Genomic DNA, 20,149 nt, shown 5'->3' on the forward strand with positions numbered 1-20,149 from the left:
ATGAAGAAGCCGCCCGTAAAGGCGCGACCGCGGCGATCATTGTTCACGAAACTGAGCCAGCCTCCTATGGCTGGGATGTCGTGAAGAACTCATGGTCCGGCGCCCAGTCGGATCTGGTTCGCGAAGATGGCGGCGCTGACCGTGCAGACTTGGAAGGCTGGGTCACCCGCGCAATGGCCGAGAAGCTTTTTGCGTCTGCCGGCCTGGACTTTGAAGCCATGAAAACAGCCGCGAAGACACGAGGCTTCAAGCCCGTGCCACTGAGCGGCCTCAAGGCTACGGGCGAAATCGTCCAGACCATCGAGAAACTGGACAGCCGCAATGTGATCGGCGTCCTACCCGGCACCACGGCGCCTGATGAGTACATGCTCTACACCGCCCACTGGGATCACCTTGGGAAGAAAACAGGCAAGAAAACCGGCGCCCCCGGAGAGGACTTCTACGAAGATCAGATATATAATGGCGCTGTTGACAACGCGACCGGCGTATCGGCCCTCCTTGAACTGGCTGAAGCCTTCGCGGCTGAGCCCCACGAGCGCTCATTGCTGTTCGTATCGGTCACGCTCGAAGAATCCGGATTGCTTGGGTCCGAATACTTCGCCGAACACCCGACCGTGCCCCTCAACAAGATCGTTGCTGGCATCAACATGGATGGCGCCCTACCCGTGGGCCGCACGCATGACATGGTCGTCATCGGCTATGGCGCATCGGAGCTTGAAGACCGTCTTACGGATATCCTGAAGGCCGATAATCGCGTCATCAAACCGGACGGCAAGCCGGAAGCCGGCTACTTCTACCGCTCCGATCATATCTCGCTCGCCAAGCGCGGCGTGCCGATGCTCTATGCTGACGGTGGTGAAGACAAGCTTGAGGGCGGCATCGCGGCCGGCAAGGCAGCTGCGGCAGCCTATACAGCCGAACGCTACCACAAACCGATGGATGAATATTCGGACGATTGGGACCTCTCGGGTTTCGCAGAGGACATTCAGGCACTCTATGCCGTGGGTGAAGGCATTGCCGATTCCGCCGACTGGCCGACATGGTATCCGGCGAACGAGTTCGAAGCAGCCCGCAAGGAATCGCTCGGCGCCCAATAGACGCCTGTAGCTAAACGTCATAGTCCCGGATGGCCCCGAAGGCCGTTCGGGACTATTTCATTTTGAAGCCTCGAAAGACCACCCAATGCTCTCCTACCAACACGGCTATCACGCAGGAAACCGGGCCGACGTGCTCAAGCACGCGGTGCTGCATGCCCTTTTGAAAGAGATCGCGGCCGCGGGGAAACCCGTCCTGTATGTTGAAACGCATTCCGGACGTGGCCGCTATGACCTAACGGGCGAACAGGCGCGCAAGGGCGGCGAATGCGATACCGGCATCATCGCGCTCCATCAGGGCAAGCCTCCCCGCCCCCTGAAGCCCTGGGTGTCCGATGTCGAGGCACGTGGGATGAAGGACTATCCAGGCTCTCCAGCCCTTGCGCAATCCTTGCTGCCGCCGTCTGCCCGCATGATCTTCTTCGAGAAACATCCGGCCGAGCACGCCGCGCTCGCCAAGGCGGTGGGCAACGATCCGCGCGTGCAGGTGAAGCATTCCGACGGCTATTCCGGCGCGCTCAAGCTCGCGCCACGCGGCGCCGAGCAAATGGTCTGCTTCGTGGATCCGAGCTATGAGACGAGCCGGGACATTGATGCGCTCGCCCTCTGGACACCGCGTGCCCTCAAGCGCTGGCCAAACGGCATCCTCATCCTTTGGCTGCCCCTCTTCCGCGACGGACGCGAGACAGAGTTCGGTGAATACCTCGCCAGCCTCGATGACTGCATCATTGCAGGCGCACGCTGGCCTGTGGATGTGGACGATGAAAGCGCACTTGAGGGCTCTGCAATTGTCGCCTTCCGCGCGCCCTCTTCGGCCAGCGCCCCCAGCCATGCCATAGCCTCATCCCTCCAATCCTGGTGGTCGGCAGAAGCGGCGCGATCCTAGTGCGCGTCCTCCTCATCGGTGGAGGACATACGCACGTCGTCGCACTGAGGCATCTTGCTCGCAATCCAGTCGCCGGGCTCGAACTCCATCTCGTCAGTCCGGACCCCACGACATCCTATAGCGGCCTGTTGCCGGGGCATATTGCCGGGCATTGGCCACGGAATACCCTCGAAATACCCCTGGAAACCCTCTGCAACGCCGCAAATGTCACCTTCCACACCACAGAAGTTACCCATTTTGACCCTATGAAGCGAACCGCAACGTTCGCGAACAAGAGCTTCTTTGAATTTGATCATGCATCCCTCGATATCGGCGCCGTGGCTGCAATCGACGGACCAGAAAGCCTCAGGACCCTTGGCGTTCCGGTAAAGCCGCTTGGCATTTTTGCGGACCGCTGGAGTCAATTCCTGGCCGATGTCCAATCGCAATCATTGCCGCCGCATGCCGCCGTCATCGGCGCAGGCACCGCCGGCATCGAGCTGGCGCTGTCCATGAAGTACCATCTCGATAGCTTGAAAATGGATAACCCGGTTCGCGTTTCGCTGATTGAGCGCGCGGATGCCGTCTTGCTGGATGGCACAGCCCGCTTGCGAAAGCTGCTTACGAAGGCCCTGGGTCACGCTGGAGTCGCTGTCAATACAGGGGCATCGGTGACCCATGCGTCGAACGAAACGCTGACCCTGGATTCACGCAATCGGGTGCCATCGTGCTTTACCGCGCTCGCCACCGGGGCGCGGCCTCACGCTTGGCTGGCTCAAGCTGGGATGGCCACACATGAGGGATTTGTCGTCGTCGATCCGACACTGCGGTCTGTCAGTCATCCGGAAATATTTGCGTGCGGAGACACCGCCCACCTCGGTTTCGATCCGAGACCGAAGGCTGGTGTCTATGCTGTCAGGCAGGGCCCGGTGCTGGCTGAGCAGATCACACGACTTGCCAAGGGCGAGGCGCTCACAATCTATCGACCGCAATCAGATTATCTCAAACTGATCAGCCTGGGGAGACGCCGTGCGGTGGCTGAAAAGTGGGGACTGGCTTTCAATCTGCCCGGTCTCTGGTCTCTCAAGCGTCATATCGACTTGAAATTCATGAAGAATTAGCTGGGCCAGTCCCTGAAGAGTGCTTTCGGCCGTTACTCCGGCCAGGTAGCGGGGGAGACTATTGTGTAATCTCTTTTTTCACTTCCTTGGCAGCGTCCTGGACGACTTCACCGCCCGCTTCGACATCCTTGCCGACGCCTTCAACCGTATTGCAGGCCGTTACGAACGGGACATATGAAACCGCCATAAGGGCAATGAGGAACTTTTTCATTATATGCTCTCCTTCTCGACTGAGCGAGCCATGATGTGCTTGTAATTTGGAACCGGCAAGCCGTCATTTTGCGCGTGAGAAAGAGTCCTGTGTGAGGGCATAAACGGCTGAAATTCTATTCCCTTTTCCTGCGACTCCCTGCTAAAGGAGCCGCATGAAAACCGCCGTTATCGTATTTCCTGCCTCCAACTGCGACCGTGACGCGCAAGACGCGCTTGCCCAGGTTACCGGCAAGGCTCCGGTCATGGTCTGGCACAAGGACGGCATAATCCCCGAGGATACGGATCTCGTGGTGATACCTGGCGGCTTCTCTTATGGCGACTATCTCCGCTGCGGCGCCATGGCGGCGAACTCGCCAGTCGTGGAACAACTCAAGGCGCATGCTGAACGCGGCGGATATGTCCTCGGCATCTGCAATGGCTTCCAGATACTTTGTGAGACACGGCTTCTGCCGGGCGTTCTCATGCGCAACGCATCCCTGCACTTCGTCTGCCGGCCTCAGCGCCTGTCCGTGGAAAGCGCCAATACCGCTTTCACAAGCGCCTATTGCAGCAGTTCGACCGTTACGATCCCGATCGCGCATCATGACGGCAACTATTTCGCCGACGAGGCCACCCTTGACCGACTCGAAGGCGAAGGGCGTGTCGTCTTCCGCTATGCTGCGGGCGAAAACCCCAACGGCGCGTCGCGCGACATTGCCGGCATCCTGAGCGAGAACGGCCGGATCATGGGCATGATGCCCCACCCTGAACGGGCCATGGGCGGCAATGAAGGCGGCGCAGACGGCCTTGGTGTTTTCCAAAGCCTCCTGAACGCAGCCTAGACTGCCCCGACCTTGGAGCGCACACCGGTTCGTGTTTAAAGCGTGGTTCATGCCCGTGTCTGCTGGAGGCCCTGAATGACTGACCGCGCCACGCTCATCGCCAAATTGCCAAAAGCCGAACTGCATCTGCACATTGAGGGCAGCTTCGAGCCTGAGCTGATGATGCAGATCGCCGAGCGCAACGGGATACAGACCGCCTTCAAAACGCTCGAAGAGGCCAAGGCCGCATACGCCTTCTCGAACCTCCAGGAATTCCTCGACATCTACTATCAGGGCATGGCGGTGCTACTGCACAAGCAGGACTTCTACGACCTGACATGGGCCTACCTGGAGCGCGCCGCCGCTGACAATGTCCGCCACGTGGAAATCTTCTTCGATCCCCAGGCCCATACCGAGCGCGGCGTCGCGTTCGCAACGGTCGCCGACGGCATTCTTGAAGCGCTGGAAGACGGCGAGACAAAGCTGGGCATCACGTCTCATGTCATCATGAGCTTCCTGCGTCACCTCAGCGAAGACGACGGGTTCGCCTTGCTGGAAGAGTCCAAGCCTTATCACGCCCGCTTTATCGGCGTTGGTCTCGACAGTTCCGAGATCGGCCACCCCCCTTCCAAGTTCGCGCGGCTCTTTGCCAAATGCCGCGATCTGGGCTTCAAGCTGTGCCTGCATGCTGGCGAGGAAGGACCGCCGCAATATGTGCAGGAAGCCCTCATCGACATCGGCGCTGACCGGATCGACCATGGGAATCGGTCCATGGAAGACGAAGGCCTGCTGCAGGTTCTGCGGGACACGCAGACCCCGCTGACGAATTGCCCGCTTTCAAACCTGTCACTCTGTGTGATCGACGATCTGAAGCAGAGCCCGCTGAAAGCGCAGCTTGAAGCAGGCCTCCTTGTAACGGTGAACTCCGACGACCCCGCCTATTTCGGCGGCTATGTGAACCAGAACTATCAGGCCATCGCTGATGCGCTCGACCTGAGCAATGAGCAACTCATCCAGCTGGCCCGAAACAGCTTTACGGCAGCCTTCATGAGTGAGGCGGACAAGGCCCGTCATCTCTCCGAAATCGAGCGCGTACTGGCCGCATAGGCACAAACGCTCTGGCGACTCGCGCACTTTGCGGTTAAAGCGCCCAAATGCCTGATACATCCGCGATCCTCGCCCATCTCACCGCCACCCAGGAAGAGGCCCAGGGCCTTGAACACGGCATTAAAGCCGATGAATGGGAACGGCTTGTCACCCGTCTTGGGCGCAAGCCAAATCTTGTCGAACTCGGCATCTATTCGGTGATGTGGTCAGAGCACTGCTCCTACAAATCCTCGCGTCGCCACCTGTCGAAATTCCCGACCAAGAATGCCCGCGTCATCCAGGGCCCGGGCGAAAATGCCGGCGTGATTGATATCGGCGACGGACAGGCCGCCATCTTCAAGATGGAGAGCCACAACCACCCGTCCTATATCGAGCCGTACCAAGGGGCAGCGACGGGCGTCGGTGGTATCCTCCGCGACGTGTTTACGATGGGCGCGCGTCCTATTGCGCTGGTAAACGCGCTCCGCTTCGGCGACCCGAGCCACCCCAAGACGCGTAGCCTTGTGGCGGGCGTCGTTGCCGGTATCGGCGGCTATGGCAACTGCGTTGGCGTGCCGACCGTGGCAGGCGAAACCCAGTTCGACGCAGGCTACAATGGCAATATCCTCGTCAACGCGATGGCCGTAGGCCTCGCGGACCAGGACAAGATTTTCTATGCCCGCGGCGCGACGCCGGGCAACCCGATTTTCTATGTTGGTTCCAAGACCGGCCGCGACGGTATCCATGGCGCAACCATGGCGTCTGCTGAATTCTCCGAGGGCGACGAAGAGAAGCGCCCAACCGTTCAGGTTGGCGACCCGTTTACCGAAAAGCTGCTCATCGAGGCCTGCCTTGAGCTGATGGCCACGGACGCCATCCAGGCGATCCAGGACATGGGCGCGGCAGGCCTGACGTCTTCGTCGGTCGAGATGGCGGCCAGCGGCGGCGCCAATGGCGAAGGCATTGGGGTCATCATGGATCTCGACAAGGTGCCCCAGCGCGAAGAGGGCATGACGGCCTACGAGATCATGTTGTCGGAAAGTCAGGAGCGTATGCTCATCGTGCTCTATCCGGACAAGATCGACATGGCGAAGGCCATCTTCGACAAATACGACCTGTCGGCAGAAGTCATTGGCGAAACAACGGATACCGGGCACCTCGTGCTGACCCAATTCGGCGAAGTCGTGTGCGATATCCCGGTTGCTCCACTCGCCGAGGATGCCCCGAACTATGACCGACCGTGGAACGAGCCACCGAAGCGCGTGGCACTTGATCCGGCCGCTTTCGATGTACCCACTGACCTTGCCGGCACGCTCCTCAAACTCATGGGCACGCCTGACATGGCGTCCAAGCGCTGGGTCTGGGAACAGTATGACCGCCACGTCATGGGCGATACGATCGACTCCTCCCAGTCAGGCGGTGACGCGGCCATCGTGCGCATTCACAAGACCAACAAGGCCCTGGCGATCTGCTCGGACTGCAACCCGCACTATGTCTCCGCTGACCCCTATGAGGGCGGCAAGCAGGCCGTCGCTGAGGCCTATCGCAACCTGTCCGCCGTCGGCGCGACGCCGATTGCAATCACCGACAACCTGAATTTCGGCAACCCTGAAAAGCCGAATACGATGGGCTATATCGTCAAGGCGATCGAAGGCATGGCTGAGGCCTGCCGCGAACTCGACTTCCCCGTCGTGTCAGGCAACGTGTCCCTCTATAACGAGACCGACGGCACCGCGATTCCACCGACCCCAGTGGTTGGTGGTGTTGGCCTGCTTGAGGATATTTCCAAGTCTGCCACACTCAAGGGCGCCAAACCCGGCGATCTTCTGGTCATGGTTGGCGGCATCGGCACCCATCTCGGCGCGACCCAATATGCACGCAGCGTGCTCGGCCTGAAAGGCGAAGCCCTCGGAACACCGCCGCCGGTCGATCTTGCGGTCGAGAAGCGCAATGCTAGCTTTATCCGGGACATCATCGGCGCTGGGCTGGCAACTGCCGTGCATGATATCAGCGATGGCGGTCTTGCCTGCAGCGTGGCGGAAGTGGCGCTCGCATCCAATTGCGGCGCTGTGGTCAATATTAGCCCAGAGCTGCAGGGCTTCCCCGCCTCGCACCTTCACGCCGCCCTCTTCGGTGAAGACCAGGCGCGTTACATCTTCACCGTCGCTGGCGACGCGGAGAACGCGCTGGCTCAGTTTGCTGAAGCGCGCCCGGATGTGCCGATGTTAATGCTGGGATCAATTACGGATGCATCCGAAGGCCTCACCTTTGCGGTGGATGTCCGCAAGGATCAGACATTCTCGGTTGGCCTTGATGCCCTTCGCAGCGCGAATGAAGACTGGCTGCCCGGCTACATGAACACGGTCGATTAATCGGCCGCCTTCTCGCCGCCGATCATGTCCAGTTCTTCGTCAGCCGCCATCGCCGCCATGACCAACGTGTCGCCGGCGCGCGCGAAGAAGTCTGGCGTGATGTTGGCATAGTCATCTGACGGCGTGTGATAGCCGGGATGGTCTTCGACCCCGAAATAGAGGAACGGAATTCCCGCGTCGTGGAATACCGAATGATCTGACTGGCTCGTCCAGTCGGCAGGCTCTCCCAGAGCCGGGTCATCGTGGCCCGCAATAAGTTTCACGGGTGCCTCGGCCGCGACGCGCTCCACAAGCGGCAGCAGGTCCGGATTGTGGAACGTGCCAGCGACATAAAGTTCTCCGGCCTCGGAGCGGCTCACCATGTCATAGTTCATATTCAGCACGACACGCTGCATCGGCACGGACGGGTCGTCCAACAGCGCGTGCGCCCCGAGAAGCCCGATTTCCTCGCCATCAAGCGCTGCGAAAACAATGTCGTGGACCGGCTTGTGCCGTGTGAAATACTGCGCGACGTCAATCAGTGCAGCGGTGCCTGACGCATTGTCGTCCGCGCCGTTGTATATCTCGCCATCAATGACACCGAGATGATCATAATGCGCCGTTATCAGAAGGACGGGCCCGTCGGTCGTGCCCTTGATCATGCCCACCACATTGGCGCCGTTGACCGGCGCGGCCCCATCTTTGTCAGGCCTTGCCGTAAACGGATGAGCGAAAGCATCGCCCAGCATTTGCAGGCCCAGCGTTTCGAAACGTTTCTGGATGAAATCCCGCGCCGCTTCATTGCCACGCGTGCCCGTGGCCCGGCCCTCAAGCGCGTCGCTCGACAGCGTTTCCGTAAATCTCAGCATGGCGCCAGCATCGATGTATTTCGGCTGGTACTGGACGAGGCTCGGCACTTCTTCCGTCTGATTGAGCGACAGCAAACCGCCACCAATCACGAGAGCGATCACGCCCGTTATACCTGCAATAATCCATGTTTTCCGGTTGCCCATGGCTGCACTGTCTCCGTGCCTGACCTTGACCCGTGGCGGGCCCACGTCCATGTGCCTATCGCAATTGAGGACACGCTGCCATGGCCATGAACCGCGACACACTGCTCGGCTACCTGACCGACGCCTTCCCGGATGCCGAGATCACGCTCACTGACCTCGCCGGCGACGACAATCACTGGCAGGCCGAGATCATCAGCGCGCAATTCGCCGGGCTACCCCGCGTGAAACAGCACCAGCTGGTCTATTCTGCCCTCAAGGGAACGATGGGCGGCGAACTGCACGCCCTCGCCCTCAAGACCAAAGCGCCCTGAGCTATTGGCCGGTCAGGAAGTCGCGCTTGCCAAGCGCCACGCCCTGATGACGCAAGAGGGCATAGGTCATCGTCACGTGGAAGATCATGTTCGTCAGGACGAACGTGGTCAGGTACTGGCGCCCCTGCATGGGCATGGTTTGCGGTCCCACCGGTATTTGAAGCGTCTCATGCTCCCTCGCATCCACCTTCGCGTCGTCGACAGAATTGACAAAAGCCAGCGCCTTATCGCATCGCGCCATCAATTCGGCGAATGTCGTTTCAGTGTCCGGAAAGCTCGGGATTTCGCTGCCCGACAGCCGCGCCGCGCCGCGAGCGGCATTGTCACAAGCGATCTGCACCTGACGGCTGAGCGGCAGCATGTCGGGATAGAGCCGCGCCGACAGAAACACGGAATCTTCAACGTCTGTGGCACGCGCCTGCGCCTCGCCCTTCCTCAGGCTCGCGCGCATCGACGCCAGCATTTGATTAACGGATGTTTTCAGAACGTAGGACATTGTGTCGGACATGAGGGAGCGCTCCATTTGTGCTCCTGCTAGATAAGGTGAGCCCTGAAAGTAACAATCAATATTTTGTCCGCGCTGAGATTGACCGCGGCGCCTCAATCCTGTCACTTCGGGGCAAATTTCACCAAGGGAGTCGCTTTTCACCATGCGTTTATCACTCGCTACCAGCGCTATAGCGCTGACTATTGCCCTCGCCAGCTGTGCGGCGCCAAAAGAAACCCTTCAGGAAACGACCCCTGTTGCGGCTGAAGCCACAACAGAGTCACCGACCGTAACCGAAGCCCGCGCCTTTATGGCTCGCGCGGAATCCGAACTGTCGGACATGTCGGATGAAGCCAGCCTCGTTTTCTGGGCCCAGGCGACGAACATTACTGACGAGACCAATGCCGCCGCGGCCGAAATCGGCGCCCGCGCGACCAAGCTGTCCGTGTCGCTGGCCAATGAGTCCAAGAAATTCAATATCGACGACCTGCCTCAGGATCTTGCCCGCAAGATGACCAAGCTGCGCGCAGGCATCACGATCCCTGCCCCGTCGACTGAAGGGGCTGCTGAAGAACTCTCAACGATCACAACCGATCTCGACGCCAAGTACGGCACCGGCACGTTCAATTACAAAGGCAAGGACATGACGCTCGACGAACTGTCGACGATCATCGAAACCTCGCGCGACCCGGAAGAGCTGAAAGCCGTCTGGGAAGGCTGGCGCACAGTCTCGCCCGCCATGAAGGACGAGTATGCGCGTATGGTCGAAATTGCCAATGAAGGCGCCGTGGCGCTTGGCTACCCGAGCCTCGACCAGATGTGGCTGTCGAACTACGACATGGCACCCGAAGAGATGGAAGCCGAAGTCGACCGACTCTGGAGCCAGGTCGAACCGCTCTACAAGGAGTTGCACTGCTACGCCCGTACGCGCCTGAACGCCCAATATGGTGATGACGTTCAGCCAAAGACCGGCCCGATCCGCGCAGACCTGCTTGGCAACATGTGGGCACAGGACTGGTCGGGCATCTATGACGTGGTCAAGACCGACACGCCCGGACCCAGCTACAACGTCACCCAGCGCCTCGTTGAAAAGGGTTATGATCCGATCAAGATGGTGAAGACGGGTGAAGCCTTCTTCACCTCGCTCGGTTTCGCGCCCCTGCCCGAGACTTTCTGGGAACGCTCGATGATCACGCGCCCCGAAGGCAAGGAAGTCATCTGCCATGCTTCGGCGTGGGACCTCGACAACAAGGACGACGTGCGCATCAAGATGTGTACCGAGGTCAACGAAGAAGACTTCGACACGGTCCACCACGAGCTAGGCCACAATTTCTACCAGCGCGCCTACAAGGATCAGGATTTCCTCTACAAGGATGGCGCCAATGACGGCTTTCATGAAGCCATTGGTGACTTCATCGGCCTCTCCATCACGCCCGAATACCTGAAACAGATCGGCCTGATTAATGAGAGCGAGATGCCGCCGGCAGATGCCGACACGGCCCTGCTGCTGAATATCGCCCTCAAGAAGATCGCCTTCCTGCCATTCGCGCTCACCGTGGATGGCTGGCGTTGGGACGTCCTCTCCGGCAAGACCGCACCAGCAGACTATAATGATGCATGGTGGGCCAAGCGCCTCGAGATGCAGGGTATTGTTCCGCCCGGTCCACGTCCGGCTGACGCCTTCGACCCCGGCGCGAAATACCATATCCCGGGCAACACTCCCTACCTGCGTTATTTCCTGTCTTACATCCTGCAGTTCCAGTTCCACAAAGCGGCCTGTGAACAGGCTGGCTGGGAAGGTCCGCTTCACCGCTGCTCGATCTATGACAACAAGGAAGTCGGCGAGCGTTTCAACGCGATGCTCGAAATGGGCGCCTCCAAGCCTTGGCCGGACGCGCTTGAAGCCTTCACGGGCACCCGCGAGATCGATGGCAGCGCCATTGTCGAGTATTTCGATCCGCTCATGGTCTATCTGAAAGAACAGAATGAAGGCCAATCCTGCGGCTGGGACGAGCCAGCAGCCGAATAGGCAAACCACTTGTGCGCGGCGGCCCGCTTGACGTAAGCCGCCGCGCACCACACATCAGGGCTGAACACGTACTGCAGGAACACGCCATGACCGACCAGACTACGCTCGACGCCATCGAAAAGGCTGTAAAAGCCAATGACGTTGTCCTTTTCATGAAGGGCACGCCAACCTTCCCGCAATGCGGGTTTTCATCTGTCGTGGTTCAGGTACTGGACTATCTTGGCGTTGAATATGTTTCGACCAACGTGCTCGAAGACGCCGCTGTGCGCGAAGGTATCAAGGCCTATTCGCAATGGCCTACGATTCCTCAGCTCTACGTGAAGGGCGAATTCGTTGGTGGCTGCGATATCGTGAAAGAAATGTTCGAGAGCGGCGAGCTGCGCGACTTCTTTCAGGACAAGGGCGTGGAAGTCGACGCCGCCGCCTGATATCCAGCCGACAGACATTGGTGGGCGAACGAGAACGCGTTCTCTATGCTGACCTGATTTACCGTCAAACTACGCATCTCTCAATGTAACACATTGGGAGATTTTGCGATGGCTGGGGACGGTTTTGATTTCTTTATGGACAGGATTTGCGTCGCGGGAGAGCCGTGGTCGATCGAACTGAGAAATGTCGCCGACGCGCATTCATTCACGGTCGAGTTCTCCGGGCCGTCTGGCGGGATCTATCGTTACTATCCGCGGCAACGGAATAGTGTTGCAGTGCAGTTTTGTCATCCGGCCCCAGGGGCAGCCCTTGTTGCCGTCGCCATTCGCAATGCCAGACTGCTCACAATCGGAGTCATGATGGCGAAATTCGAAATCCTTGCCCAGCGTCCCGTGTCGGGAATGGATGCGGAGTCGCAGCGGATATCGGCGTCACTCACAGCGCAAGGGGAGGTCACCATGCCGGTACTGGACGCGACGGGAAAGCCGCCGATGGCGATGACCTATAACGCCGCCAATCCACATTCCATGCAGGCCACTCCTGCGTCAGCATCGCCGCTCCCTCAGCGCGATGTCGCCCAGATGCTGCAGGATCGCGTTCAGCAAAGGCTGATAAACCGTCTCAATCGCGAATAGAGGGCTAATTGCTGACGAAGTCAGCGACCATTCCGGGTGCAGCCATCAGCACACAGCCCGCGCAGTTATCCGGCCGCAGGCTAAGCGGCAGCAAGGTCGCGGTTAAGGCAAAGAGCAATCCGGCGAGGTATCCCTTGCGGCGACGGAACGGCATTGGATAGCAAGCACGCGCTGATTTGCGCCATCGCAGCAAAACGTACCCTATGAGCATCAGGCCGAGACCTGACGCCAGCCAGTAAAGGGCACTTACAGCGAACGCTGACATTAAAATCTCCGTTTCACGACGGAGACAAAACTAACCTGAACATGTTTTTATCCACGAAAATGTAGCATCCAAATTCGCGAAACGTCCTTAACGCGCGATTCACGCTGTTTCCGCGCTGAGACATTCGGCTCGCAAACGCCCGGCGATGTGCTAAAGCGCGCGCCATGACAGCAACGACCTTCATCCCAAGCGCCCCTAAAGTGGGTATCGTTTCCCTCGGCTGCCCAAAGGCGCTGGTGGATTCAGAACGCATCATCACCCGCCTCCGGGCCGAGGGATATCAGATCGCGCCGGATTATGCCGGAGCAGACCTCGTGCTGGTCAACACGTGCGGCTTCCTCGACAGCGCGCGTGATGAAAGCCTCGAAGCCATCGGCGAAGCTATTGAGGCCAACGGGAAAGTTATTGTCACCGGTTGTCTGGGCGCCGAGCCCGATGTGATCGAAAGAGCCCATCCCAAGGTGCTCGCGATCACCGGCCCGCACCAGTATGAAGACGTTATGGCGGCGGTGCACACCCACCTGACGCCCCCTCACAACCCCCATCTGGATCTCGTACCCGAGGCAGGCCTGCGCCTCACGCCCCGCCACTATGCCTACCTGAAGATCTCCGAGGGCTGCAACAATCGCTGCAGCTTTTGCATCATCCCGAAACTTCGCGGCGACCTTGCGTCCCGGCCGATCCACCATGTGCTGACAGAAGCGGAACAGCTGGTGCGGGCCGGCGTGAAGGAACTTCTTGTGATCAGCCAGGACACATCAGCCTACGGGCTCGACGTGCGCTACAAGCCGGAAACGTGGCGTGGCACTGAGTATCATACCCGCTTCCTGGATCTCGCCAAGGGGCTTGGCAGCCTCGGCGTCTGGGCCCGGATGCACTATGTCTATCCCTACCCCCATGTTGATCAGGTCATTCCGTTGATGGCCGAAGGGCTCATCACGCCCTATCTCGACATCCCTTTCCAGCACGCGTCTGCGAATGTCCTGAAAGCCATGAAACGTCCCGCCAAGCAGGACCGCGTCCTTGAACGCATCCAGCAATGGCGGCGCGATGTGCCCGAGCTGGCCATCCGCTCGACCTTCATTGTCGGCTTTCCGGGCGAGACGGAAGAAGACTTCGAAATCCTTCTGGATTTTGTCCGCGAAGCGAAGATCGATCGCGCTGGCTGCTTCAAATACGAAAACGTCGCCCATGCCGACAGTCGTTCGTTGCCCGGCCATGTCGATGAAGCAGTCAAGGAAGAGCGCTGGCACCGCTTCATGCAGGTTCAGGCCGAAGTCTCTGCCGCGCGCGCCGAAGCCCAGATTGGTTCAGTGCAGGATGTCATCATCGACGGCGCCGGCGATGAGGCAGGCATCATGATCGGTCGCACGAAAGCGGACGCGCCGGAAGTCGACGCCGTTGTGTATCTCGAAGACGCAATGCACCTGAAGCCGGGAGACATTGTGCCGGTGGAGATTGACGGCGCCGACGATTACGACCTCTACGGCCGCCCGGCCTGAGCCAGCATTCGCTGGCCAGCCTCATGGGCCTCGATACGTCGCTGATCAATCAACTTGTCCATGTGCGCTGAATAGGCCGAGAGCGTTTCAGCCTCGGCAAGCTCCGGCCGGCCACCCGGGAATGGCGGCGAGGGCGCGTATTCGTAGCCCAATGTCAGCGCTTTGGCGTAGGCCTCCCCCGCGATCTCCGCCACCATGGTCAGCGCAAAGTCGATCCCCGCCGTGACGCCGCCGCCCGTTATCGTGTTCCCGTCACGAACCACCCGGGATTCATCAACGATCGCGCCGAACTCGGGCAGCAAATGCCGCCAGGCCCAATGACAGGCCGCGCGCTTTCCCTGCAACAAGCCGGCGGCCCCAAGGATCAGTGATCCCGTGCAGACGGAGGTGACGTATTTTGCGCCGAGGCCCAGACGGCGGATTTCGGCTGTAAAGGCCTCATCCAGCGCGACCTTCGTCGCAGTCATGCCGCCCGGAACACAGAGCAGGTCGCAATGTTCGATCTCCGACAGTTTCGTCGTTCGACCGATCACGAGATTGCCCTCAGCTGTGACTTCGCCCCCGTCTCGGCTGGCGATCAGGGTAGAAGCGGCTGGCAAGCGGCAGAGCACCTGGTGAGGCCCCGTAAAGTCGAGATGGGTCATGTTATGGTAGATGGCAAAGACAGTGGTGAAGGGCTGGCTCATGCGGGTCTCCTTGCTGGCATTGCGAATTTGTCCTAGATCCCGTTTGGCAGAAAGGACATTGTTCCCATGAATTCCGCCAATACTGCTACGCGAGACATAGGCATCCTTATCTTTGAGGGCTTTCAGCTGCTTGATGCAGCTGGCCCGATTACAGTGTTCGAAATGCCGGTTCGTGGGCTCAATCCGCCGCCCTATCGACTAACCGTCTACTCGCTGCCGGGTGGTCCCGTGAAGTCGTCCAGCGGCATCTCGATGCATTCCGAATCCCTGCCGGCCGGTTTGACGCTCGGTACGCTGATCGTATCCGGCGGTGAAGGCACGCGCACCGCTATGCGCGACGGCGCCATGATGAGTGCGATACGGGATCTGTCGGTGCGGACAAGGCGGACCACATCCGTGTGTTCCGGCGCGTTTCTCCTCGCAGCTGCTGGCCTTCTTGACGGACGTAAAGCCACGACGCACTGGCGCCGCTGCCCGGACATGACCCGTCACTTTCCTGCCGTCCAGCTCGACGCGGACCGCATCTTTGTGCGTGATGGAAAGTTCTGGACCTCCGCCGGCATTTCGGCCGGGATCGATCTTGCGCTGGCGCTTGTCGAGGAAGATCTTGGAGAGGATGTCGCAAGACACTCCGCACGGGAGATGGTCGTCCATCAACGTCGTCAGGGTGGCCAATCGCAGTTTTCAGTGATGCAGGACGTGAAGCTTGCGTCCGGACGTTTCGACACGCTGATTGCCTGGATCCAGGCGAACTTGGGATGCGAATTGAAGGTCGAACAGATGGCTGAGCAAGCCAAAATGAGTCCTCGGAACTTTGCGCGTGTCTTTCGGGCAGAAACGGGTACGACACCCGCCCGACTTGTTGAAAAGCTGAGACTCGAAGCGGCACGGGAACGCGTCGAGATGACAGGCATCTCGCTCCAGGAAATCGCTCAGCAGACCGGCTTCGGCGACGCTGAACGTATGCGGGTATCCTTTATGCGGGCTTACGGACAGCCCCCAATGGTTCTGCGCCGTCAGCGCAGGGGATAAGACCAAAAAACTAATATCAATAGATATTATCGAAAAACAACGATTGACTTATCGTATTTCGATATACAATAGTCTCTAGAAACCAACATGGAGACGCCTCATGATACGCATCGCCCTGCCCCTTATCGCCTTGGCTGCCGCATTTGCGCCGATTGCCAGCGCAGAATCGAAATCCTTCCCGGCCGGTGATTTCACCGCGATTGATACGCGCGGCGCCGTGGACGTCATTTTCGAAACAGGCCCCGATGCCTCAATCAAGGTCGAGCAGGATGAAGGCGACTTCAGCGACATATTCATCGAACAGACAGACCAGACATTGCTGGTTAGTCGCAATAGCCTCCGCAACAAGGCCGGCTGGGCGCGCAATGTCTCCCTGTCCACCAAGAACGGACTCAAAGTGGTCAAGGTGAACGGCAAACGCGTACCTTCCTACACCATACGCGTCACCGCCCCGGCCCTTGAAGAGGTCTCCGTTGCCAACTCGTCGAGCCTCTCGGCATCAGGCCTCAATGTGCCCACGTTCTCCGGATCCGTGTCGTCAAGTTCCGACCTGACGCTTGCCGGTAAAGTTGAGCAGGCCAAACTCCGCGCTTCTTCAAGCGCCGATCTCGACGCAAAGCAACTGGCGGCCACAAACCTCGATCTGGATGTTTCATCCAGTGCAGATGCCACGGCAAAAGTGCTCGGCGGCAAGCTGACCCTGGAAGCATCCTCCAGTGCTGACGCCACTGTTGACGCAACCGGTTCTGAACTTATTGAAATTGAATCCTCTTCCAGCGCCGATGTGGAAATCTCCGGCACCTGCCAGATGCTGGATGTCTCCGCCTCTTCCAGCGCAGACGTATCTGCCGGCGATCTGAAGTGCGTAAATGGCGATATCCAGGCAAGCAGTGGCGCCGATGTTGATGCGTATATCAGCGGAAACCTCGATGCGCGGGCATCAAGCGGCAGCGATATCACCGTGCGGGGCAATCCTGAGTCCCGCGACGTGCGCGAATCCAGCGGCGGTGATATTGAGATTAAAGGCTAAGATCAGAGGAGCACGATACATGCGCAAAATGATACTGGCAACGATTTGCCTCACCCTATCCACCTATTCAGCAGCCCATGCCGATACATCGGAATCCTACGACTTCACCGGATTCGACGAACTCGACATCTCCGCAGGTGTGGACGTCTCCTTTGAAACCGCCCCGGAATACTCAGTCATAATCGACTTCGAGAAAGGTGGGCCTGAAAATATGAAACTACGTCAAGACGGATCCCGCCTCTACATAGCACGCAAGATGACATCGGGGTGGAGCGACGACAAAGTGCGCGCAAAAGTACGTGTCACTGGTCCCACCTTGAAGGAAATCGAGGCGAGCTCAGGTTCCAGCATCCGCGCCACTGGTCTGGACTCGGACATACTCGTACTGGACGCTTCCAGCGGCGCCTCCATCAAGGCGGACGGTAAATGTGGTTCGCTAAAGATTGTTGCCAATTCGGGTGGCAGTGCAAACGGAAAGCAAGTGATTTGTGAAAAGGTTGCCGCGAATGCGTCCAGTGGCGGTTCGGTCTCTGCCTCAGCCTCTCTCGAGGCCCACAGCCACACCTCAAGCGGGGGCAGCGTGGATATTTACGGCGATCCGCAGGAGCGCGAACAGAACAAATCCATGTCTGGCGGTACGACCAGCTTCCACTAGCCGATATCGAAGTCGCCCGGCTTGTATTCAGAGGCGGGCCATTCGAGCTTCATGCCCTCAAGCGCCCCACGCACAAGCCGCGCTATCATGGCGTTACGACGGGTCCGGCTGTCCGACGGTATGACGTACCACGGCGCTTGACGCGTTGAGCAGCGCGTAATGGCGGTTTGATAAGCGTCCATATACTGCGCCCAGAGCTTGCGATCTTCCAAGTCCCCGGGATTGAACTTCCAGAGCTTGTGCGGTTCCTCAAGCCTTTCGGCAAGGCGAACACCCTGCTCTTCATAGCCAACATTCAGCATGCATTTCACGATGGTCACCCCATTTTCGGTGAGATGCTTTTCGAAGGCATTTATCTGGGCGTACCGCTGCTCGATCTCTTCGGCCGGCGCAAAACCGCGAACCTTTACGACGAGCACGTCTTCATAATGCGAGCGATCGAAAATACCGATATGGCCCTTTTTGGGAACAGCGTTGTGGACCCGCCAGAGATAGTCCCGTGCCAGTTCGTTGGAGCTGGGTGCCTTAAAGGCCTTCACCTCCATGCCGAGAGGCGTTGTATCCGAAAAGACGCCCTTGATCGTGCCTGACTTGCCCGATGTATCCATCCCCTGAAGCACGACGAGCAAAGATCGTTTGCCTTCAGCGTACATCATGTCTTTCAGCTCGTTGATGACGGCTGCATCCTTCTTCAGGCTGGTTTCGGCATTTTCCTTATCCTCGAAGAGCGACTTGTCGCCTGTATCGCGCGCGGACAGGTCGAATGCCTTGCCAGGCGTCGCGATGAGCGCCCGACGGGTAGCGACGATACTGGGGGTGGACATTGATAGAGCTCCAAAACGACAAAGGCCGCACCAGTCTGGCGCGGCCTCTGCAAAACTTCAAGGAATTCAATCCTCTTACGAGGAGTAGAATTCGACGACCTGAGCAGGTTCCATCTGCACCGGATAAGGCACGTCAGCCAGGCCCGGCACGCGGACATAGGTTGCCGACATGGCTTTGGGGTCGACATCAACGTATTCCGGGATGTCGCGCTCCGGGCTGCCCAGAGCTTCCAGGACGAGTGCAATATTGCGTGATTTCTCACGGATCTGCACCACATCACCGGGCTTCAGGCGAGCCGAACCAATGTTGCACCGGCGACCATTGATCATGACATGACCATGGTTGACGAACTGGCGGGCCGCAAAGATCGTAGGGACGAACTTGGCGCGGTAAACGAAGGCTTCGAGGCGCGATTCCAGCAGGCCGATCAGGTTTTCTGCGGCGTTGCCCTTCATGCGGCTTGCTTCTTCATAGACGCGAGCGAACTGTTTCTCGGTGATGTCGCCGTAGTAGCCTTTGAGCTTTTGCTTGGCCATAAGCTGCATACCGAAGTCAGAGACCTTGCCGCGGCGGTTCTGGCCGTGCTGTCCTGGCTTGTAGTTACGCTTGTTTACGGGCGACTTTGCGCGGCCCCAGATATTTTCGCCGACCCGACGGTCGATCTTGTACTTCGCGCTGTGGCGACGTGACATGGTAGTACCTCATTTCGACGCGGGCCGGTGGGCAGCGCTCATTCGCACCCACGATTTCAACGGCGGCTCCGCACCAGCCCGTAGATAAGGAACGGCTAGAACACCAAAATCGCTGGCGCGTCAAGCCGCGGGCCTGCTACTGAAACAGCACAAAAAACAGAACAATCATATGGGAGGAAGAAGATGAAGCGCATGGATGGACGAGTGGCAATCGTGACGGGCGGAGGCAGCGGCATCGGGAGGGCTTGCTGCCAAGCCCTTGCTGAGGAGGGCGCAGCGGTTCTGGTCACCGATATTGACGAGGCGGGCGCCCAGGAAACCGCCTCCCTGATCACGCAAGATGGGGGAAAAGCCCTGGCCGCAAAGCATGATGTGGTTGACGAGGCCCGCTGGTCCGAGATCATTGCTCTATGTGAGGAAGAACTGGGTAAGCCCTCAGTCATGGTCAATAATGCGGGCGTGGCGATCGGCGGTGCCATTCTCGAGTACAGCCTCGCCGACTGGCAGAAACAGATGGCGATCAACATGGACAGCGTGTTTCTTGGCACCCGCGCCGCCATGCACGCCATGAAAGAGAGCGGCGGCTCCATCATAAACATTTCGTCCGTGGCGGGCCTGCGGGGCGCATCCGGCGTCAGCGCCTATTGTGCAAGCAAGGGCGGCGTTCGGCTGTTTACCAAGGCAGCCGCGGTTGAATGCGGTCAGCTCGGCTTTCCCATCCGGGTCAACTCCGTGCATCCCGGCATCATCGACACGCCGATCTGGCAAAAAAGCATCACACGCATGGCAGAGACCATGAGCGATGAACAGCGCGCCGCGATGTCGGCTCAAGCTGGTGCAAATGCCTTTGATGTGGACGCGATTGGTGCGCAGTCAGCCCCCATGGGCCGCGCCGGCCGACCGGATGAAGTCGCCGCTTTGGTTCTATTCCTAGCGAGTGACGCATCAAGTTATATCACCGGGCAGGAACACGTCGTGGATGGCGGCATGACGGCGAAGTGAAGATACCATTGCCAAAGCGACTCCGG

22 protein-coding genes are annotated in these 20,149 nt (G+C 59.1%); 15 read left to right on the forward strand and 7 right to left on the reverse strand.

Features of this window, described 5'->3' with window-relative positions; genetic code table 11:
• The 3 genes from HY30_RS09370 to HY30_RS09380 form a co-directional block, all read left to right on the forward strand.
• The coding region (locus HY30_RS09370) for a M28 family peptidase (protein WP_034739514.1) at positions 1–1,097 on the forward strand (1,097 nt) is incomplete at its 5' end.
• An 85-nt stretch (positions 1,098–1,182) separates the two neighbouring features.
• Positions 1,183–1,980, forward strand: a complete 798-nt coding sequence (gene rlmJ / locus HY30_RS09375; protein ID WP_051615238.1) for a 23S rRNA (adenine(2030)-N(6))-methyltransferase RlmJ — start codon at positions 1,183–1,185, stop codon at positions 1,978–1,980.
• Positions 1,980–3,080: an FAD-dependent oxidoreductase gene (locus HY30_RS09380; protein WP_162176923.1), complete on the forward strand. Its 1,101-nt coding sequence runs from the start codon at positions 1,980–1,982 to the stop codon at positions 3,078–3,080. The genes rlmJ and HY30_RS09380 overlap by 1 nt, the downstream gene beginning before the upstream one ends.
• Before the next feature lie 58 nt (positions 3,081–3,138).
• Here HY30_RS09380 and HY30_RS19705 read toward each other — a convergent pair whose 3' ends face one another.
• Positions 3,139–3,291: an entericidin A/B family lipoprotein gene (locus HY30_RS19705; RefSeq protein ID WP_081812164.1), complete on the reverse strand. Its 153-nt coding sequence runs from the start codon at positions 3,289–3,291 to the stop codon at positions 3,139–3,141.
• Between the two features lie 154 nt (positions 3,292–3,445).
• Here HY30_RS19705 and purQ point away from each other — a divergent pair, with 154 nt between their 5' ends.
• From purQ to purL, 3 genes are all read left to right on the forward strand, one after another.
• On the forward strand, positions 3,446–4,114 hold the full coding sequence (purQ, locus tag HY30_RS09385) for a phosphoribosylformylglycinamidine synthase subunit PurQ (RefSeq protein ID WP_034739517.1): 669 nt from the start codon (positions 3,446–3,448) through the stop codon (positions 4,112–4,114).
• 75 nt (positions 4,115–4,189) lie between these two features.
• A complete protein-coding gene (locus HY30_RS09390; RefSeq protein ID WP_034739520.1) occupies positions 4,190–5,200 on the forward strand; it encodes an adenosine deaminase in 1,011 nt (336 codons plus the stop codon).
• A gap of 47 nt (positions 5,201–5,247) precedes the next feature.
• Positions 5,248–7,551, forward strand: a complete 2,304-nt coding sequence (gene purL / locus HY30_RS09395) for a phosphoribosylformylglycinamidine synthase subunit PurL (RefSeq protein ID WP_034739522.1) — start codon at positions 5,248–5,250, stop codon at positions 7,549–7,551.
• Here purL and HY30_RS09400 read toward each other — a convergent pair.
• On the reverse strand, positions 7,548–8,543 hold the full coding sequence (locus HY30_RS09400; RefSeq protein ID WP_051615244.1) for a M28 family peptidase: 996 nt from the start codon (positions 8,541–8,543) through the stop codon (positions 7,548–7,550). The two genes, purL and HY30_RS09400, sit on opposite strands and share 4 nt — an antisense overlap.
• Positions 8,544–8,623: 80 nt before the next feature.
• Between HY30_RS09400 and HY30_RS09405 the strand changes: the two genes are divergently transcribed.
• On the forward strand, positions 8,624–8,854 hold the full coding sequence (locus HY30_RS09405) for a BolA/IbaG family iron-sulfur metabolism protein (RefSeq protein ID WP_034739524.1): 231 nt from the start codon (positions 8,624–8,626) through the stop codon (positions 8,852–8,854).
• 1 nt (position 8,855) lies between these two features.
• Here HY30_RS09405 and HY30_RS09410 read toward each other — a convergent pair whose 3' ends face one another.
• Entirely contained in the window at positions 8,856–9,506 is a 651-nt protein-coding gene (locus HY30_RS09410; RefSeq protein ID WP_241765688.1) for a DUF1993 domain-containing protein, read from the reverse strand.
• Between HY30_RS09410 and HY30_RS09415 the strand changes: the two genes are divergently transcribed.
• The 3 genes from HY30_RS09415 to HY30_RS09425 all read left to right on the forward strand — a co-directional run bounded on the left by HY30_RS09415 (position 9,505) and on the right by HY30_RS09425 (position 12,434).
• Positions 9,505–11,370 (forward strand): M2 family metallopeptidase, encoded by a 1,866-nt coding sequence (locus HY30_RS09415; protein ID WP_034739528.1) that lies wholly within the window; start codon positions 9,505–9,507, stop codon positions 11,368–11,370. The two genes, HY30_RS09410 and HY30_RS09415, sit on opposite strands and share 2 nt — an antisense overlap.
• An 86-nt stretch (positions 11,371–11,456) precedes the next feature.
• On the forward strand, positions 11,457–11,798 hold the full coding sequence (gene grxD / locus HY30_RS09420) for a Grx4 family monothiol glutaredoxin (RefSeq protein ID WP_034739530.1): 342 nt from the start codon (positions 11,457–11,459) through the stop codon (positions 11,796–11,798).
• A gap of 108 nt (positions 11,799–11,906) precedes the next feature.
• On the forward strand, positions 11,907–12,434 hold the full coding sequence (locus HY30_RS09425; RefSeq protein WP_034739532.1) for a hypothetical protein: 528 nt from the start codon (positions 11,907–11,909) through the stop codon (positions 12,432–12,434).
• A gap of 4 nt (positions 12,435–12,438) precedes the next feature.
• On the opposite strand, the gene HY30_RS09430 is transcribed toward HY30_RS09425, so the two are convergent.
• Positions 12,439–12,699, reverse strand: coding sequence for a hypothetical protein (locus HY30_RS09430; RefSeq protein WP_034739535.1), 261 nt, complete (start codon positions 12,697–12,699; stop codon positions 12,439–12,441).
• 164 nt (positions 12,700–12,863) lie between these two features.
• Between HY30_RS09430 and rimO the strand changes: the two genes are divergently transcribed.
• Positions 12,864–14,201, forward strand: coding sequence for a 30S ribosomal protein S12 methylthiotransferase RimO (rimO, locus tag HY30_RS09435; RefSeq protein WP_034739536.1), 1,338 nt, complete (start codon positions 12,864–12,866; stop codon positions 14,199–14,201).
• Here rimO and HY30_RS09440 read toward each other — a convergent pair.
• Complete coding sequence (locus tag HY30_RS09440; RefSeq protein WP_034739539.1) at positions 14,183–14,887, reverse strand: DJ-1/PfpI family protein; 705 nt, start codon at positions 14,885–14,887, stop codon at positions 14,183–14,185. The two genes, rimO and HY30_RS09440, sit on opposite strands and share 19 nt — an antisense overlap.
• Before the next feature lie 66 nt (positions 14,888–14,953).
• Between HY30_RS09440 and HY30_RS09445 the strand changes: the two genes are divergently transcribed.
• From HY30_RS09445 to HY30_RS09455, 3 genes are all read left to right on the forward strand, one after another.
• Positions 14,954–15,919, forward strand: a complete 966-nt coding sequence (locus tag HY30_RS09445; RefSeq protein ID WP_034739541.1) for a GlxA family transcriptional regulator — start codon at positions 14,954–14,956, stop codon at positions 15,917–15,919.
• Between the two features lie 100 nt (positions 15,920–16,019).
• Positions 16,020–16,949: a GIN domain-containing protein gene (locus tag HY30_RS19240; RefSeq protein ID WP_051615246.1), complete on the forward strand. Its 930-nt coding sequence runs from the start codon at positions 16,020–16,022 to the stop codon at positions 16,947–16,949.
• Between the two features lie 19 nt (positions 16,950–16,968).
• A complete protein-coding gene (locus HY30_RS09455) occupies positions 16,969–17,604 on the forward strand; it encodes a GIN domain-containing protein (RefSeq protein WP_034739543.1) in 636 nt (211 codons plus the stop codon).
• Here the strand turns inward: HY30_RS09455 and HY30_RS09460 are convergent.
• On the reverse strand, positions 17,601–18,428 hold the full coding sequence (locus tag HY30_RS09460; protein ID WP_034739545.1) for a polyphosphate kinase 2 family protein: 828 nt from the start codon (positions 18,426–18,428) through the stop codon (positions 17,601–17,603). The genes HY30_RS09455 and HY30_RS09460 overlap by 4 nt on opposite strands.
• A 75-nt stretch (positions 18,429–18,503) precedes the next feature.
• Complete coding sequence (gene rpsD, locus HY30_RS09465) at positions 18,504–19,121, reverse strand: 30S ribosomal protein S4 (protein WP_034739547.1); 618 nt, start codon at positions 19,119–19,121, stop codon at positions 18,504–18,506.
• A gap of 183 nt (positions 19,122–19,304) precedes the next feature.
• On the opposite strand from rpsD, the gene HY30_RS09470 reads away from it, so the two are divergent.
• Positions 19,305–20,123 (forward strand): SDR family NAD(P)-dependent oxidoreductase, encoded by an 819-nt coding sequence (locus HY30_RS09470; RefSeq protein ID WP_034739549.1) that lies wholly within the window; start codon positions 19,305–19,307, stop codon positions 20,121–20,123.
• Positions 20,124–20,149 lie beyond the last annotated feature (26 nt).

It is taken from the genome of Hyphomonas chukchiensis (assembly GCF_000682695.1).
Classification (GTDB): Bacteria; Pseudomonadota; Alphaproteobacteria; order Caulobacterales; family Hyphomonadaceae; genus Hyphomonas; species Hyphomonas chukchiensis.